The 13,901-nt window shown below is 72.2% G+C and carries 11 protein-coding genes; 7 read left to right on the forward strand and 4 right to left on the reverse strand.

Annotated elements, in window-relative coordinates; translation table 11 throughout:
• Positions 1 to 67: 67 nt before the first annotated feature.
• Positions 68 to 1,339 carry a beta-ketoacyl-ACP synthase II gene (fabF, locus tag OHU35_RS13165; RefSeq protein WP_189724934.1) on the forward strand — a complete coding sequence of 424 codons (1,272 nt, stop codon included), beginning with the start codon at positions 68 to 70 and terminating at the stop codon, positions 1,337 to 1,339.
• A gap of 222 nt (positions 1,340 to 1,561) precedes the next feature.
• On the opposite strand, the gene OHU35_RS13170 is transcribed toward fabF, so the two are convergent.
• Positions 1,562 to 2,056: a DUF3145 domain-containing protein gene (locus tag OHU35_RS13170; RefSeq protein ID WP_189724935.1), complete on the reverse strand. Its 495-nt coding sequence runs from the start codon at positions 2,054 to 2,056 to the stop codon at positions 1,562 to 1,564.
• A 258-nt stretch (positions 2,057 to 2,314) separates the two neighbouring features.
• Between OHU35_RS13170 and OHU35_RS13175 the strand changes: the two genes are divergently transcribed.
• Together OHU35_RS13175 and OHU35_RS13180 are read left to right on the forward strand one after the other, a co-directional pair.
• Entirely contained in the window at positions 2,315 to 3,202 is an 888-nt protein-coding gene (locus OHU35_RS13175) for an SGNH/GDSL hydrolase family protein (RefSeq protein ID WP_405505347.1), read from the forward strand.
• A 15-nt stretch (positions 3,203 to 3,217) separates the two neighbouring features.
• On the forward strand, positions 3,218 to 4,189 hold the full coding sequence (locus OHU35_RS13180; RefSeq protein ID WP_359896296.1) for an aldose epimerase family protein: 972 nt from the start codon (positions 3,218 to 3,220) through the stop codon (positions 4,187 to 4,189).
• Between the two features lie 82 nt (positions 4,190 to 4,271).
• Here OHU35_RS13180 and OHU35_RS13185 read toward each other — a convergent pair whose 3' ends face one another.
• Entirely contained in the window at positions 4,272 to 6,752 is a 2,481-nt protein-coding gene (locus tag OHU35_RS13185; RefSeq protein WP_405505348.1) for a beta-glucosidase H, read from the reverse strand.
• A 64-nt stretch (positions 6,753 to 6,816) separates the two neighbouring features.
• Here OHU35_RS13185 and OHU35_RS13190 point away from each other — a divergent pair, with 64 nt between their 5' ends.
• Both OHU35_RS13190 and OHU35_RS13195 read left to right on the forward strand, forming a co-directional pair.
• Positions 6,817 to 7,398: a TetR/AcrR family transcriptional regulator gene (locus OHU35_RS13190; protein WP_189724939.1), complete on the forward strand. Its 582-nt coding sequence runs from the start codon at positions 6,817 to 6,819 to the stop codon at positions 7,396 to 7,398.
• 97 nt (positions 7,399 to 7,495) lie between these two features.
• The gene (locus OHU35_RS13195) at positions 7,496 to 8,737 is read left to right on the forward strand and encodes a pyroglutamyl peptidase (protein WP_405505349.1); all 1,242 of its coding nucleotides are present in this window, start codon (positions 7,496 to 7,498) and stop codon (positions 8,735 to 8,737) included.
• Here the strand turns inward: OHU35_RS13195 and OHU35_RS13200 are convergent.
• Positions 8,688 to 9,530 (reverse strand): EI24 domain-containing protein, encoded by an 843-nt coding sequence (locus tag OHU35_RS13200; protein WP_405505350.1) that lies wholly within the window; start codon positions 9,528 to 9,530, stop codon positions 8,688 to 8,690. The genes OHU35_RS13195 and OHU35_RS13200 overlap by 50 nt on opposite strands.
• A 141-nt stretch (positions 9,531 to 9,671) precedes the next feature.
• Between OHU35_RS13200 and OHU35_RS13205 the strand changes: the two genes are divergently transcribed.
• Together OHU35_RS13205 and OHU35_RS13210 are read left to right on the forward strand one after the other, a co-directional pair.
• Entirely contained in the window at positions 9,672 to 12,245 is a 2,574-nt protein-coding gene (locus OHU35_RS13205; protein WP_405505351.1) for a M14 family zinc carboxypeptidase, read from the forward strand.
• The gene (locus OHU35_RS13210) at positions 12,242 to 13,387 is read left to right on the forward strand and encodes a serine hydrolase domain-containing protein (RefSeq protein WP_405505352.1); all 1,146 of its coding nucleotides are present in this window, start codon (positions 12,242 to 12,244) and stop codon (positions 13,385 to 13,387) included. Before OHU35_RS13205 ends, OHU35_RS13210 begins: the two co-directional genes overlap by 4 nt.
• A gap of 67 nt (positions 13,388 to 13,454) precedes the next feature.
• Here the strand turns inward: OHU35_RS13210 and OHU35_RS13215 are convergent, their stop codons facing one another.
• The gene (locus OHU35_RS13215; protein ID WP_189724944.1) at positions 13,455 to 13,874 is read right to left on the reverse strand and encodes an organic hydroperoxide resistance protein; all 420 of its coding nucleotides are present in this window, start codon (positions 13,872 to 13,874) and stop codon (positions 13,455 to 13,457) included.
• Positions 13,875 to 13,901: the final 27 nt, after the last annotated feature.

Consider the following 13,901-nt stretch of genomic DNA (forward strand, 5'->3'; position numbering starts at 1 on the left):
GGCCGACTGCCCCGCCACCCGGCGGTGGCGCCGCTTAATCCTCGTATCCGTTGGAGAAAGAATTCCCGTGAGCCCGACCAATCGCACCGTGGTCGTCACCGGTATCGGCGCAACCACACCGCTGGGTGGCGACGCAGCCTCTACCTGGGAGGGCCTGATCGCCGGACGTTCCGGCGTCAAGCCCCTGGAGCAGGAGTGGGCCGCCGAACAGGCGGTCCGTATCGCGGCCCCGGTCGCCGTTGAGCCGACCGAGGTCATCCCCCGGCCGCAGGCCCGCCGTCTGGACCGCTCGGCGCAGTTCGCGCTGATCGCGGCCAAGGAGGCCTGGGCCGACGCCGGTTTCGAAGCGAGCGCCGACGAGGACCCGAACGTCGACCCGGACCGGCTCGGCGCGGTCATCGCCTCCGGCATCGGCGGCGTGACGACTCTGCTCGACCAGTACGACGTGCTGAAGGAGAAGGGCGTTCGCCGCGTCTCCCCGCACACCGTGCCCATGCTGATGCCCAACAGCCCGTCGGCCAACGTGGGGTTGGCCGTGGGTGCCCGGGCGGGCGTGCACACGCCGGTCTCCGCCTGCGCCTCGGGCGCCGAGGCCATCGGCTACGCCATCGAGATGATCCGCACGGGCCGCGCCGACGTCGTCGTCGCGGGCGGCACGGAGGCGGCGATCCACCCGCTGCCGATCGCCGCGTTCGGCAACATGATGGCGATGTCCAAGAACAACGACAATCCGCAGGGTGCGTCGCGTCCCTACGACGTGGCCCGCGACGGCTTCGTCCTCGGTGAGGGCGCCGGTGTCGTCGTCCTGGAGTCCGCCGAGCACGCCGCGAAGCGCGGTGCGCGGGTGTACGCCGAGGCGGTCGGCCAGGGCATCTCGGCCGACAGCCACGACATCGTGCAGCCGGAGCCGGAGGGGCGTGGCATCTCGCAGGCCCTGCAGCACCTGCTGGAGCGCAACGAGCTGGACCCGGCGGAGATCGTGCACGTCAACGCGCACGCCACGTCGACGCCGGCCGGTGACATCGCCGAGTTGAAGGCGCTGCGGAAGGTGTTCGGTGACGACGCCGACCACTTCGCGGTGTCCGCGACGAAGTCCATGACCGGGCATCTGCTCGGTGGCGCGGGTGGTGTCGAGACGGTCGCGACCGTGCTCGCGCTGTACCACCGGGTGGCTCCGCCGACCATCAACGTCGAGAACCTGGACCCGGAGGCCGAGGCGAATGCCGATGTCGTCCGTGGTGAGGCTCGGAAGCTGCCGGTCGATGGGCGTATCGCCGCGTTGAACGACTCGTTCGGGTTCGGTGGGCACAACGTGGTGCTGGCGTTCCGGACGGTTTGATTCGTCTTTACGGCGATTGGCCCGGACTCCCTGAGGGGGTTCGGGCCAATCGCCGTTTGTGTTGCGTTGTGGGCCGGGTGCGGGGCAGTTGGGGGGTGTTCGCGCAGTTCCCCGCGCCCCTGAAAATCGCGTTGTGTGCCGGGTGCGGGGCGGTGGGGGGTGTTCGCGCCCACGCGGCGGAGCCGCAAATCGAAACAGCCCCGCGCCCCTAAGAGAATGGCGTCATACCACCTGGTGGAGCCAGCGGACCGGGGCGCCTTCGCCGGCGTACCGGAACGGCTCCAACTCGTCGTCCCAGGGCTTGCCCAGGAGTTTGTTGAGTTCGGCTTCCAGGTCGGTCTCCCCTCGCTGGGAGCGCTGCAGGGCCGCGCGGAGGCGGTCCTCGGGGATGAGGATGTCGCCGTGGATGCCGGTGACGGCGTGGAAGATGCCCAGGTCGGGGGTGCAGCTGTAGCGCTCGCCCTCGGCGGTGGCGCAGGGCTCGGCCGTCACCTCGAAGCGCAGCAGCTGCCAGCCCCGCAGGGCCGACGCCAGTTTCGACGCCGTGCCGGGCTGGCCCTGCCAGGAGAACTCAGAGCGCCAGGTGCCCGGTGCGGCCGGCTGGCGGATCCAGTCCAGGCTGACGCGTGTGCCGAGCACCCCGGCGATGGCCCACTCGACGTGCGGGCACAGCGCGCGCGGCGCGGAGTGCATGTACAGAACTCCACGTGTCGTCACCGGAACCTCCGGGCAGAGCGGACCATCTTTGAACGGGCGGAACGGCTGTGACCGGGCGGGTCACGTTGATGGCGAGGCTACCGTGCGGTGGGGCGAGGAGTGTGACGTACGGTCGGTCCCGGTGCCGGGAATCGCTCGTCATTCACCCAGGGGGACGCTTGTACGGGTGTGAGCCGTTGCACCTGATCGGTCGGGAACCCTCGTGCGTTGTTATGGGATGGGGAGACAGTCACGGCGCGGCGAGGGGATGAGACAGGCATGCGGAAGCGAAGCCACCGCTCACGGGTCGTTGTCGCCGTGGCCGTGGCGACTGCCCTGGGCGTCGCCGGATGTGACGCCGTGGGGGACAACTCCCCCGCCCCGTCCGCCAGCGCCAAGCCCTCGCCCAGGCCCACGCCCCTGTGGGACCGCAGCCCGAGCTCCGTCGCGGCCGTGGGTGACTCCATCACGCGTGGTTTTGACGCCTGTGACGTGCTGTCGGACTGTCCGGAGGCGTCCTGGGCGACCGGCGCCAGCCCCGAGGTGGACTCGCTGGCCGTCCGGCTGCTGGGGCGGCCCAGGGCCGCCGAGCGGAGCTGGAACTACGCCGTGACCGGGGCCCGGATGGCCGATCTGCCCGGGCAGATGACCCAGGCGGTGCGGCGGAAACCGCAGCTGGTGACGGTGATGGCCGGGGCGAACGACGCCTGCCGGGCCTCTACGGCGGCGATGACCCCGGTCTCCGGATTCCGCAGCGACTTCGAGGACGCGCTGCGCACCCTGCGCGAAGCCCTGCCCAAGGCACAGGTGTTCGTGGCGAGCGTGCCGAACCTGAAGCGGCTGTGGTCGCAGGGCCGTAACAGCCCGTTGGGCAAGCAGGTGTGGCAGCTGGGCATCTGCCCGTCGATGCTGGGCGACGCGGACGCCCTGGACTCGGCGGCGACCCTGCGGCGGGACACGGTGCAGAAGCGGGTGGAGGACTACAACAAGGTCCTGAAGGAGGTCTGCGCCCAGGACAAGCGGTGCCGGTACGACGGGGGCGCGGTGTACGACTACCGCTTCGGCACGGCTCAGTTGAGCCGCTGGGACTACTTCCACCCCAGCGTGAACGGACAGGCCCGGTTGGCGGAGATCGCGTACCGCACCGTCACCGCGAAGGGCCGCTGACTTAGAGTTCCGCACATGAACGAACTCTTCGGCACACTTTCCGACGGCACGCCGGTGCACCGCTGGACCTTGGAGCGGGCGGGCGTACGGGTGCGGGTGCTGTCGTACGGCGGGATCGTGCAGTCCGTCGAGGTGCCGGACCGGGAGGGCCGGGCCGGGGATGTGGTGCTGGGGTTCCCGGATCTCGAGGGCTATCTGACTCACCCGGGTCCCTATCTCGGAGCCCTGGTCGGGCGGTACGCCAACCGGATCGCCGGCGGCCGTTTCCCGCTGGACGGTCGGACGTACGCTCTGGAACCGAACAACGCGCCGAACTCGCTGCACGGCGGGGTGCACGGCTTCGACAAGCGGGTGTGGGACGCGGCCCCGGTCGAGCACGGGGTACGGCTCACCCGGGTCAGTCCGCACGGCGAGGAGGGCTTCCCGGGGCGGCTGGAGGTCTCGGCGACGTACACGCTCCAGGAGGGCGGGGCGCTGCGGATCGCCTACGAGGCCGTGACGGACGCGCCGACCGTGGTGAACCTGACCAACCACAGCTACTTCAACCTGGGCGGTTCCGGCGACGCGGGCGGCCACGAACTGCGGCTCGCCGCCTCCCGGTACACGCCAGTCGACGCGGACCTGATCCCGACCGGTGGCCCGGAGGACGTGACCGGCACGCGCTTCGACTTCCGCGAGGCCCGCAAGGTCGGCTCCGGCTACGACCACAACTTCGTGCTCGACAAGGGCGTGGCGGACGTCCCCGTGGAGGTCGCCGAGCTGCACGACCCGGCGTCCGGGCGGGTGCTGACGGTGGCGACGACCGAGCCCGGACTCCAGCTGTACACCGCCGACCACCTGGGCGAGCCCTTCGCGCCCGGCGACGGCATCGCGCTGGAGACCCAGCACTTCCCCGACTCCCCGAACCGGCCGGACTTCCCGACCACGGTGCTGCGCCCGGGCGAGGTGTTCCGCTCGGAGACGGTCTACGGGTTCGGCACCCGCTGAGCCGGGGGCCCGGAAACCCACGAGCCCCGGTCCAGGGGTCAGGTCCCGGACCGGGGCTGCTCAGTGGGGAACTTGTCCCGGATCAGACGTTAATCGTCGCGGTGATCCTTCGGTCGCTGATCGAGCGCGCCACCTGGATCTCGTACGAACCCTTCACAAACGACCACGAGGCGTTCGTCTCGTCCCAGCTCTCGAAGGCGCGGCGCGGCAGTTCGACGGTCGCCTCGGCGGTCTCGCCGGGTGCGGCCTCGACGCTCGCGAAGCCGGCCAGCCAGCGCGCCGGGCGGCTGGGGTCGGGCTCGCTCGGGGCGAGGTAGAGCTGGACGACCTCGCGGCCGGGGCGGTCGCCGGTGTTGCGGAGGCGGACCTTCGCGGTGGTCCCTTCGCCGCTCCCGGCGACCTCGACCGACTCGTAGGTCCAGTCGGTGTAGCCGAGGCCGTGACCGAAGGGGTAGGCGGGGGTGCGGCCCTGCTTCTCCCAGGCACGGTAGCCGATGAAGACGCCCTCCTCGTAGGGGAGTTCGCCGCCCTCCGGGACGACCTGGGTGACCGGGGCGTCGGTCAGGGAGCCCCAGGTGGTGGGGAGACGGCCGCCGGGCTCCTGGGCGCCGGTGAGCACGTCCGCGAGGGCCGCGCCGCCCTCCTGGCCGGGGAACCAGCTGAGGAGCACGGCGGCGACGTCGTCGCGCCACGGCAGTTCCACCGGGGAACCGGAGTTGACCACCACGACCGTGCGGGGGTTGGCGGCGGCGACGGCGCGGACCAGGTCGTCCTGGCGGCCGGGCAGGCGCAGGTCGGTGCGGTCGAAGCCCTCGGACTCGACGCGGTCGGTGGTGGCGACCACGACGACGGCCGTGTCGGCGGCGCGGGCGGCAGCGGCGGCCTCGGCGATCAGCTCGTCGGCATCGCGCTGCGGGTCCTGGTGGGCGAGGGTGAAGCCGATGACCCGCATGGGGTGGCCGTCGGGCGGCGGGACGGTGTAGGTGAGGGAGACCTCGACCGGTTCGCCCGCGGTGAGTTCGACGCGGGCGTGGGGCACCGGGGCGCCGAAGAAGGCGGCGAACGGGTCGCCGTCCTCGGCGGGGCGCTGGACGTCGTCGAAGTACGTGGTGCCCGCGACGGTCAGCTTGAAGGGGCCGAGCCCCTTGAAGCCGAAGGTGTGCGTGCCGGTCTCGCGCGGGGTGAGGGTGCCGGTCAGTTCGACGCTGTGCAGGGTGTCGTGGGTGACGCCGTCGGGCAGGTCGCCGCCCATCCACTGGATGTGGCCGCTGGGGGCCGAGCGGGTGCCGAGGACGTTGCCGTCGCCGTCGCGGCAGACGGCGCGCAGCGCGAAGCCCGCGTCGGCGACGGGGAGTTCGGTGTTCGGGTCGGCGCCGAGGGCGTAGGTGAGGCTGCCGTCGGGCAGGGCGGCGGTGAGGCCGTCGAGCGGGGAGACGGTCCGGGCGGGGAAGACCGTGGCGGAGCCGCCGCCGAGGACGCGGGCGTCGCGGGCGGCGGCGCCGATCAGCGCGACCCGGCCGGGCTTCAGCGGCAGCGCGCCGTTCTCGTTGCGGACGAGGACGAAGGAGCGGCGGGCGATCTCACGGGCGAGCGCCTCGCCGTCGACGGTCGCGGGCGGTTCGGTGACGACCGGTTCGGCGCCGTCCAGGATGCCGACCCGGGCGGCGAGGCGCAGGACGCGGCGGACGGCCTCGTCGACCTGGGCCTCGTCGGCCTCGCCGTCCCGGACGGCGCGGGCGAGGGCCTCGCCGTAGACGGTCCGCGGGCCGGGCATCGCGATGTCCAGGCCGCCGGCGAGGGCGCCGGTGGTGGAGCGGGCGGCGGTCCAGTCGGAGACGTTGATCCCGTCGAAGCCCCACTCGCCGCGCAGGACCTCGTTGACCAGGTGGTGATGCTCGGTCATCGTCGTGCCGTTGACGGTGTTGTAGGCGGTCATGATGCCCCAGGGGTGGGCGTTCTCGACGATGGCCTCGAAGGGGGCCAGGTACAGTTCGCGCAGCGCGCGTTCGCTCACCAGGTTGTTCACGGTGAGGCGGTCGGTCTCGGCGTCGTTGGCGACGAAGTGCTTGACGGTGGTGCCGACGCCGCCGGACTGGACGCCCCGGACGTACTCCGTGCCGATCCGGCCCGTGAGGTACGGGTCCTCGCTGTAGGCCTCGAAGTGGCGGCCGCCGAGCGGGGAGCGGTGCAGGTTGACCGTGGGGGCGAGCAGGACGTGGACGCCCTTGCGGCGGGCCTCCTGGGCCAGCAGCGCGCCTGCCCGGCGGGCGAGTCCGGGGTCCCAGGTGGCGGCGAGGGCGGTCGGTGAGGGCAGGGCGACGGAGGGGTCGTCGGCGCTCCACTGCACCCCGCGGACGCCGATCGGGCCGTCGGACATGACCAGCGAGCCCAGGCCGGCCTGCGGCAGCGCGGGCAGGCTCCACATGTCCTGCCCGGCCAGCAGCCGTGCCTTGGCGTCCAGGTCGAGCTTGCCGAGGGCGGCCTCGACCGCCGCCTCACGCCGTACTTCCGCTGTCTCCGTCACGTCGGCACCTCCACGTCGAAAGCCGCTGGATGCCGACATCGTGCCCGCGTTACCTGTAATGCGGTAGGTTTTGTTATCTTCTCGAAACAATCGGTCGTTCGTCATGTCGTACGGTGACGCCATGACGGCCAGGGCGAGAAGCGAGGAACGGCGCGCGGAGATCGTGCGGGCCGCCCTGGAGGTGATCGCCGAGCGCGGCTACCGGGGAGCGAGTCTGACGTCGGTCGCCGAGCGGGTGGGGCTCACCCAGCAGGGGCTGCTGCACCACTTCCCGACGAAGGAGGCGCTGCTGGTCGCGGTGCTCCAGGAGCGGGACCGCTGGGACGCCATGCCCGCCGGACGGCTGCGGCTGGACCTGCTGGCCTCGCTGGTCGAGTACAACGCGATGCGGCCCGCCATCATCCAGACCTTCTCGGCGCTGCTCGGCGAGAGCGTCACGGAGGACCATCCGGCCCGCGCGTACTTCACCGAGCGCTACGTAGGGGTCCGCGCCGGCATGGCCGAGGTGCTGCGCGCCGAGTACGGCGACCGCCTGCCGAGCGGCCTCACCCCCGAGCGGGCCGCACCCCTGCTGGTGGCGATCCTGGACGGCCTGCAGTACCAGTGGCTGCTGGACCCGGAGTCGGTGGACATGCCGTCTGCGTTCCGGGACTTCCTGACGCTGCTGGGCGAGAGCACCGACTGAACACCCATGGCGTAGATCACTCCTGTCACGCGATACTGCCGCCGTCCGGCACCACGCCACCGCAGCACCCCCACCGTGACGGAAGGCCTGAACCCTCTTGAACTCCCTACGCGTGCGCCTCGGCGTCCTCGGTCTCGCCCTGCTGACCGGCCTCACCACCCCCACGACCGCGAGCGCCGCGAGCGCCGCCGAGAAGGCCCCCTCCCCCACCGTCGAGGAGCAGCGGCTCGGCAAAGCGGTCCCGCAGGAGATCCTGCGCCGCTCCGGGTTCGACACCGTGGCCCCGCGGCTGGCCCGGGCGCTGTACGCGGCCCGTTCCTACGGGGAGGCCCGCCGGGCCGTCGCGCACGAGGGGGAGCGGCTGTGGCGGCGTGCGGTGGACCGGGCGCAGGGGCGTGGACCGGCGGTCGGTGACCTCAGCCGGGACGACGACCGGCCGCTGTACTGGGCCCGGCTGGGCATGACGCGTGAAGTGCGCACCTGGGAGCCGGAGTTCGGCCTGACGGACGGGCAGCGAGCCGCGCTGCTGGACGAACTGGAGCGCACCTCGCGCGGCCAGACCGCCATCGGCTACCCGCACGGCAAGGGCCTGAAGCGGATCCTGCTCACCGGCTTCGACCCGTTCACCCTGGACCGGGACATCCGGATCTCCAACCCGTCCGGCGCCACCGCGCTCGCCCTCGACGGCACGGTGATCGAGACGGCGGACGGCCCGGCCCGGATCGAGACGGCCGTGTTCCCGGTGCGCTGGCAGGACTTCACGGAGGGCACGGTGGAGCGCACGCTCCGGCCGCATCTGCCGAAGGTCGACCTGTTCACCACGGTCAGTCAGGGCCGGGTCGGGCGGTTCGACATCGAGCGGACCAACGGGGCCTGGCGGGGCGGCTTCGGGGACAACGACAACATCGGCCGCACCGAGACCGTCCCCGTCACCGACCCGGCCTCCCAGCCGCAGTGGACGACGACCACGCTGCCGTACCGGGCGATCGTCGCCGCGGACACCGGCCGTTTCCCCGTGTACGACAACACCGGCGTCACCGAGATCCCGGCGGGCGGCACCGAGCCCGTCGTGCGCCCGGAAGGACCGACCCCCGGCTCGACCGCGCGGCAGGGCGGCGGCGGGGACTACCTCTCCAACGAGATCGCCTACCGGGCGACGCTGCTGCGGGACCGGCTGGGGCTGCACGACCGGCTGCCGGGCGGGCATGTGCACACGCCCGTGCTCCAGTTCGGCACCGGGAACAGCACCGAGGTCACCGACCCGGAGTTCGTGCGGAACCGGCTGGACATCATCGCCCAGGTGAGGGCGATCCTGAAGGCGGCTGCGGCAGAGAGCTGACGCCCCCGTCGCCCTCCACGGCGGAGCCACCCGCGCGGCCCTCATCGATCTCCTCACCGAGCAGTTCACGCGCCATGAGGGTGGCGCCCGCGACCGCGCCCGGCATCAGGAACACCGCGACGACCGGCACCAGGAAGGCCACGGCCAGCGGCGTGCCGAAGCCCCACACCAGGGTCTTGCGGGAGCGGAGCAGGGACAGGCGGGTGCGCAGGTCGACGCCGCGGCGCTGAAGGGCGACGGCGGTCAGCTCCTCGGTCAGGAAGAACCCGGTGACGAAGAACCCGAGCACCGGGACGGCCGTCTGGCCGACGACCGGGATGAAGCCGCACGCGAACAGCAGCACGCCCCACAGGGCGGCGCGCACCACGATGCGGAGGCTGTCGCGGGCGGAGATCCACAGTTCGCGCCAGAGCGGCAGGCCCGACTCGGGGGCGTGGCCGTCCGGGGACACGTCCCGGTCGACCTTCTCGGAGAGGTTCTCGTAGAAGGGCTGCCCGACCAGCAGCGTCACCGCGGTGAACGTCACGACGGCGAGGAGCAGGGCGAGGGCGAACAGCACGGCGGTCAGGAAGCCGCGGAAGAGCCCGAGCCACGGGCTCGACCAGTCGTCGGCGAACGGTGTCGCCCAGGTGACGGCGTCCTCGCCCCACAGCGCCAGCGCGACCAGCGCCGCCGCGTACAGGACCAGGGTGATCAGGCCCGGGACGAGCCCGAAGCCGTACTGCTTGCCGTGCCGGGCCACCCACCGCTGGCCCTTCAGCAGGTACTGGAAGCCCACCCCGAGATCGCGCATGGGAAAACCCTATCGGTGCAGGCCCGGACGCACTCCGCAGGGGCCATCCGGGTCACCGGTGACACCAACGCGCTCTTGTTGCCGTTGAGTCGAACCGGTACACCTCGCCGTACCGATCTCAGGAAGCCCGAGGAGGTACGCGTGCGCACCACGAGAACCGTTCCCGCGAGACCTGTACTGATCGTCACCCTCAGCCTCGCGACGGCGGGCTTACTCCTGCTCACCCCCCACACCGCCGGCGCGGACCCGAAGCCCGTCACCCGGGAGGGCGCCGCCGTCGACGACCGCGCGGCCCGGGCACCCGCCGACGCGGCCAGGCGCGCCCTCACCGCCGAGACCTCCACCGGCCCCACGACCACCACCCGCGGCTACCCCCGCCGCCAGGTCCTCTCCCCCGACCCGCGCAACCCCGGCGACAAGTCCCTGAAGCTGGGTCTCACCCCGTACCACGCGATCGCCCCGAAGCTGAACGCCCTGCAACGCCTCGGCGACCGCGTCAGTGTGGAGGTGACCGGCCGCTCGGCCGGCGGCCACCGCCTCTACCTGGTCACCGTCACCGCCCCGGAGACCACCCGCCAGGCCCGCGCCCAGGAGCGGATGCGCGAACTGATCGAGAACGCGCCCGCGTCCGCCGCGAAGTCCCGCGAGATCAAGCGGACGTACAAGGCCCCGGTCTTCGTCAACAGCAACATCCACGGCAACGAGTGGGAGGGCACGGACGCCTCCCTGAAGGTCATCGAGCAGCTCGCGACGGCCAAGGACACCAAGACCAGGGACCTCCTCGCGCACAGCCGCCTGTACTTCAACGTCACCGCCAACCCGGACGGCCGTATCGCCGGCACCCGCGCCAACGCGAACGGCTTCGACCTGAACCGCGACTTCGTCACGGCCTCCCAGCCCGAGAGCCGTGCGATGCGGCAGATCGAGCTGGACAAGCAGCCGGCCGTCCTGCTCGATCTGCACGGCTACGTCAACGGCACGCTCATCGAGCCGACCACTCCCCCGCACGGCGAGAACTACGAGTACGACCTCTTCCTGAAGAACTCCTACGCCAACGCCCTCGGCATGGAGTCCGCCGTCAACGCCCTCGGCTACACGCCCGCGAAGGACGGTGTGGAGCCGGCCCAGATCCCGTTCCGGGACCAGGAGGAGGGCTGGGACGACTGGCCGCCGATCTTCACCCCGCAGTACGCGGCCTTCCACGGCACGGTGGCCGCCCACACGGTGGAGATCCCGCTGGCGGTGAACAACGAGGAGTACGACACGCTCCCCGTCCCGGAGCTGCGCCGCCGCTCGGCGATCAACACGGCCGTGGCGGGCGCCGCCGTCCGCGCGACCCTGAACCACGTCCGCGAGCACCGCACCACCCTCGTCGCCGACCAGATCGAGACCTTCCGCCGCGGTGCGGCCGGCGCCCCGCAGGTGCCGGTCTCACCGAAGACGGTCCCCGGCGTCCCCGGCATCGGCCCGGAGGACGTCTACACGACCGACTTCCCGCGCGCCTACGTCATCCCGCCCGGCGACTCCCGCACCCAGCGCTCGGCCCCGGCCGCCGCCCGCCTCGTCGACCACCTCCTCGCCAACGACGTCCGCGTCACCCGCGCCACCCGCCCCTTCCGCCTCGGCGGACGGACCTACCCCGAGGGCTCGTACGTCGTCGACCTGCACCAGCCCAAGCGCGGCATGGCGAACGTCCTGCTGGCCGACGGCCGGGACATCAGCGACAAGGTGTCGGTGATGTACGACATCTCCGGCTGGAGCCTGGGCCGGCTGTGGGGCGCCACGGTCGAGCGGGTGACCTCGGGCAGCCTGCGGGGCGCGCCCCTGCGCCCGGTCGCCGAGGCCGCACCCGTCGCCCACGTGCCCGCGCACGGCACCCTGCGCCTGCGTCTGACCGACCCGCGCGAGATCGCGGCCCTCAACTCCCTCCTCCGGCAGGGGGTCCCGGTCCGGCAGGCACCGGACGGCAGCGCGATCGTCCCGGCGTCGGCACGCCGCGAGGCGCTCACCGCCGCCCGCACGCACGACGTCGCCTTCACGGCCACGCGGCTCAAGGGCGGAACGCCCCTGCACCGCCTGCGCGTCGCCGCCGCCGTCACCCCGGGTGAGCTGTTCGCCCTGCGGGAGATGGGCTTCGACGTCACACCGGTCTCGACGGCCGTCCTGAACGCGGGCTTCGACTGGTCCGGCACGGACGTGCTGTTCGTCTCCGCCGGCCTGGACCACGCCTTGCTCACCGCCCCCGCCCGCAAGGCCCTGGACGCCTTCCTCGACGGTCACGGCCTGGTCGGCCGGGGCGCGACGGGAGCGGCCCTGAACGGGGCGGCGGACCTGCTGGCCGTCAAGCCGGTCGAGGGCAACCCGGACGCCAACGGCGTCGTACGCACGGTGAACTCGGGCCGTCTCACGCACGACGCTCCCGCTCACGCCTTCGTCTACGCCCCGCTGTGGTTCACCGACCTCGGACCCGGTGTGCGCGAGGAGCAGTCGTACGCGATCGGGAACCCGCTCGTCTCCGGACACTGGCGCCCGCTCCCGGACGGCACCGGCGGCCCCGCGGCGGCAGCGGGACAGGCGTCGGTGGTCAGCGGCGGCAGGACGGTCCTGTTCGGCACCGAACCCCTCTTCAGGGACCACCCGAAGGGGGAATTCCCGCAGGTGGCGAGGGCATTGTTCACAGTGGCACACAGCGGTTCAGATGAGGAGAACGGATGACGCAAGAGATCCACGGCACCGTAGCCGACGGCTTCGAGGGGGTGCGCGAGGAGTTCGCCGCGTTCGTGGCCGGGGAACAGCCCGACTACGAGGGCCAGCTGTGCGCCTACGTGCGGGGCCGGAAGGTCGTGGACCTGTGGGCGGGGACCGAGGCGGACGCCCTCTACGGCGTGTTCTCGTCCACCAAGGGCGCCGGCTACCTGGTCGTGGCTCTCCTCGTCCAGGACGGCACGCTCGAGCCGGACCGCAAAGTGACGTACTACTGGCCGGAGTTCGGGGCCGAGGGCAAGGGAGAGCTGACCCTGCGTGATCTGCTCGCGCACCGGGCGGGCGTGGTCGGCACGGACACCGGCTTCAGCCTGGCGGAGCTGGCCGACGACCGGCAGCTCGCCGAACGCCTCGCCGACCAGCGGCCGTTCTGGCGCCCCGGCACGGCGTTCGGCTATCACGCCTTGGTCGCCGGCGCCCTGACCGGCGAGGTCGTACGCCGCGCCACGGGCCGCACGCTCCAGGAGATCTACCAGGAGCGCGTCCGGACCCCGTACGGCCTGGACTTCCACCTCGGCCTGCCGGCGCCCCAGGAACCCCGCTTCCGCACCACCCAGCCGATGATCCCGACCCCGGACCAGCAGGCCCTCCTCGACGCCACCCCGACCGGCCCGCACACACTCACCTCGATCGCCTTCAACCGCAACGCGAGCGAACCGACCGACCTGGCCTCGCTCCCCAACATGCCGCTGATCCGTGCCAAGGGCCCGGCGTCGGTGGGCGGAGTGGCGTCCGCGCGGGGCCTGGCCGGGATGTACGCGGCGGCGATCAGCGGGGTCGGCGAGCAGGCGGCGCTGCTGAAGCCGGACACGGTGGCGGAGTTCGGCCAGCTCCACTCGGTCGGCTACGACCTGGTGGCACGTGCCCACAAGTCGTTCGGCCTCGGCTTCCAGACGACGGCTGACACGTGGCACCCGTTCCTCGGCGCCGGGACGATCGGGCACAGCGGCGCGAGCGGCTCGCAGTCCTTCGCGGACCCGTGGAGCGGCCTGGCCTACGGCTACACACGGCGCCGGTTCGCGTTCCCCGGCGGGGCGGCCCCGGAGAACAACCGCCTGGCGCTCGCGATCCACAGGGCGGCGCTCGCCCACTGACCCCGGGCACGGGCGGAGGCCGCACCCCACGTCCAAGGGTGCGGCCTCCGCGTACGCAACGACTGAGTCAGACCAGCGTCACGGTGATGTTCCCGCGGGTCGCCTTCGAGTACGGGCACACCTCGTGCGCCTTCTCGACGAGCGACCGTGCGGCACCCCGGTCCACCTTCGGCAGGTCGGCGGAGATCTCGACGATGATCCCGAACCCGTCCCCGTTCTTCCCGAGGCCGACCTTGGCGGTGACGGTCGACCCGGTGAGGTCGGCACCCGTCTCACGGGCGACGACACCCAGGGCCCCCTGGAAGCAGGCGCTGTAGCCGGCGGCGAACAACTGCTCGGGATTGGTTCCGGCGCCACTGCCACCCATGACCTGCGGCGGATTGACGACGACGTCGAGCCGGCCGTCATCGGTGGCCACCCGCCCGTCGCGCCCACCCTCGGCGGTGGCGACGGCGGTGTACAGGACGTCGGACTGCTGGATCGGCATGAGGTTGTGTTCCTTCATTTCGTCCGC

Origin of the sequence: Streptomyces purpurascens, from assembly GCF_045040895.1 — a bacterium.
GTDB classification, from domain to species: domain Bacteria; phylum Actinomycetota; class Actinomycetes; order Streptomycetales; family Streptomycetaceae; genus Streptomyces; species Streptomyces purpurascens.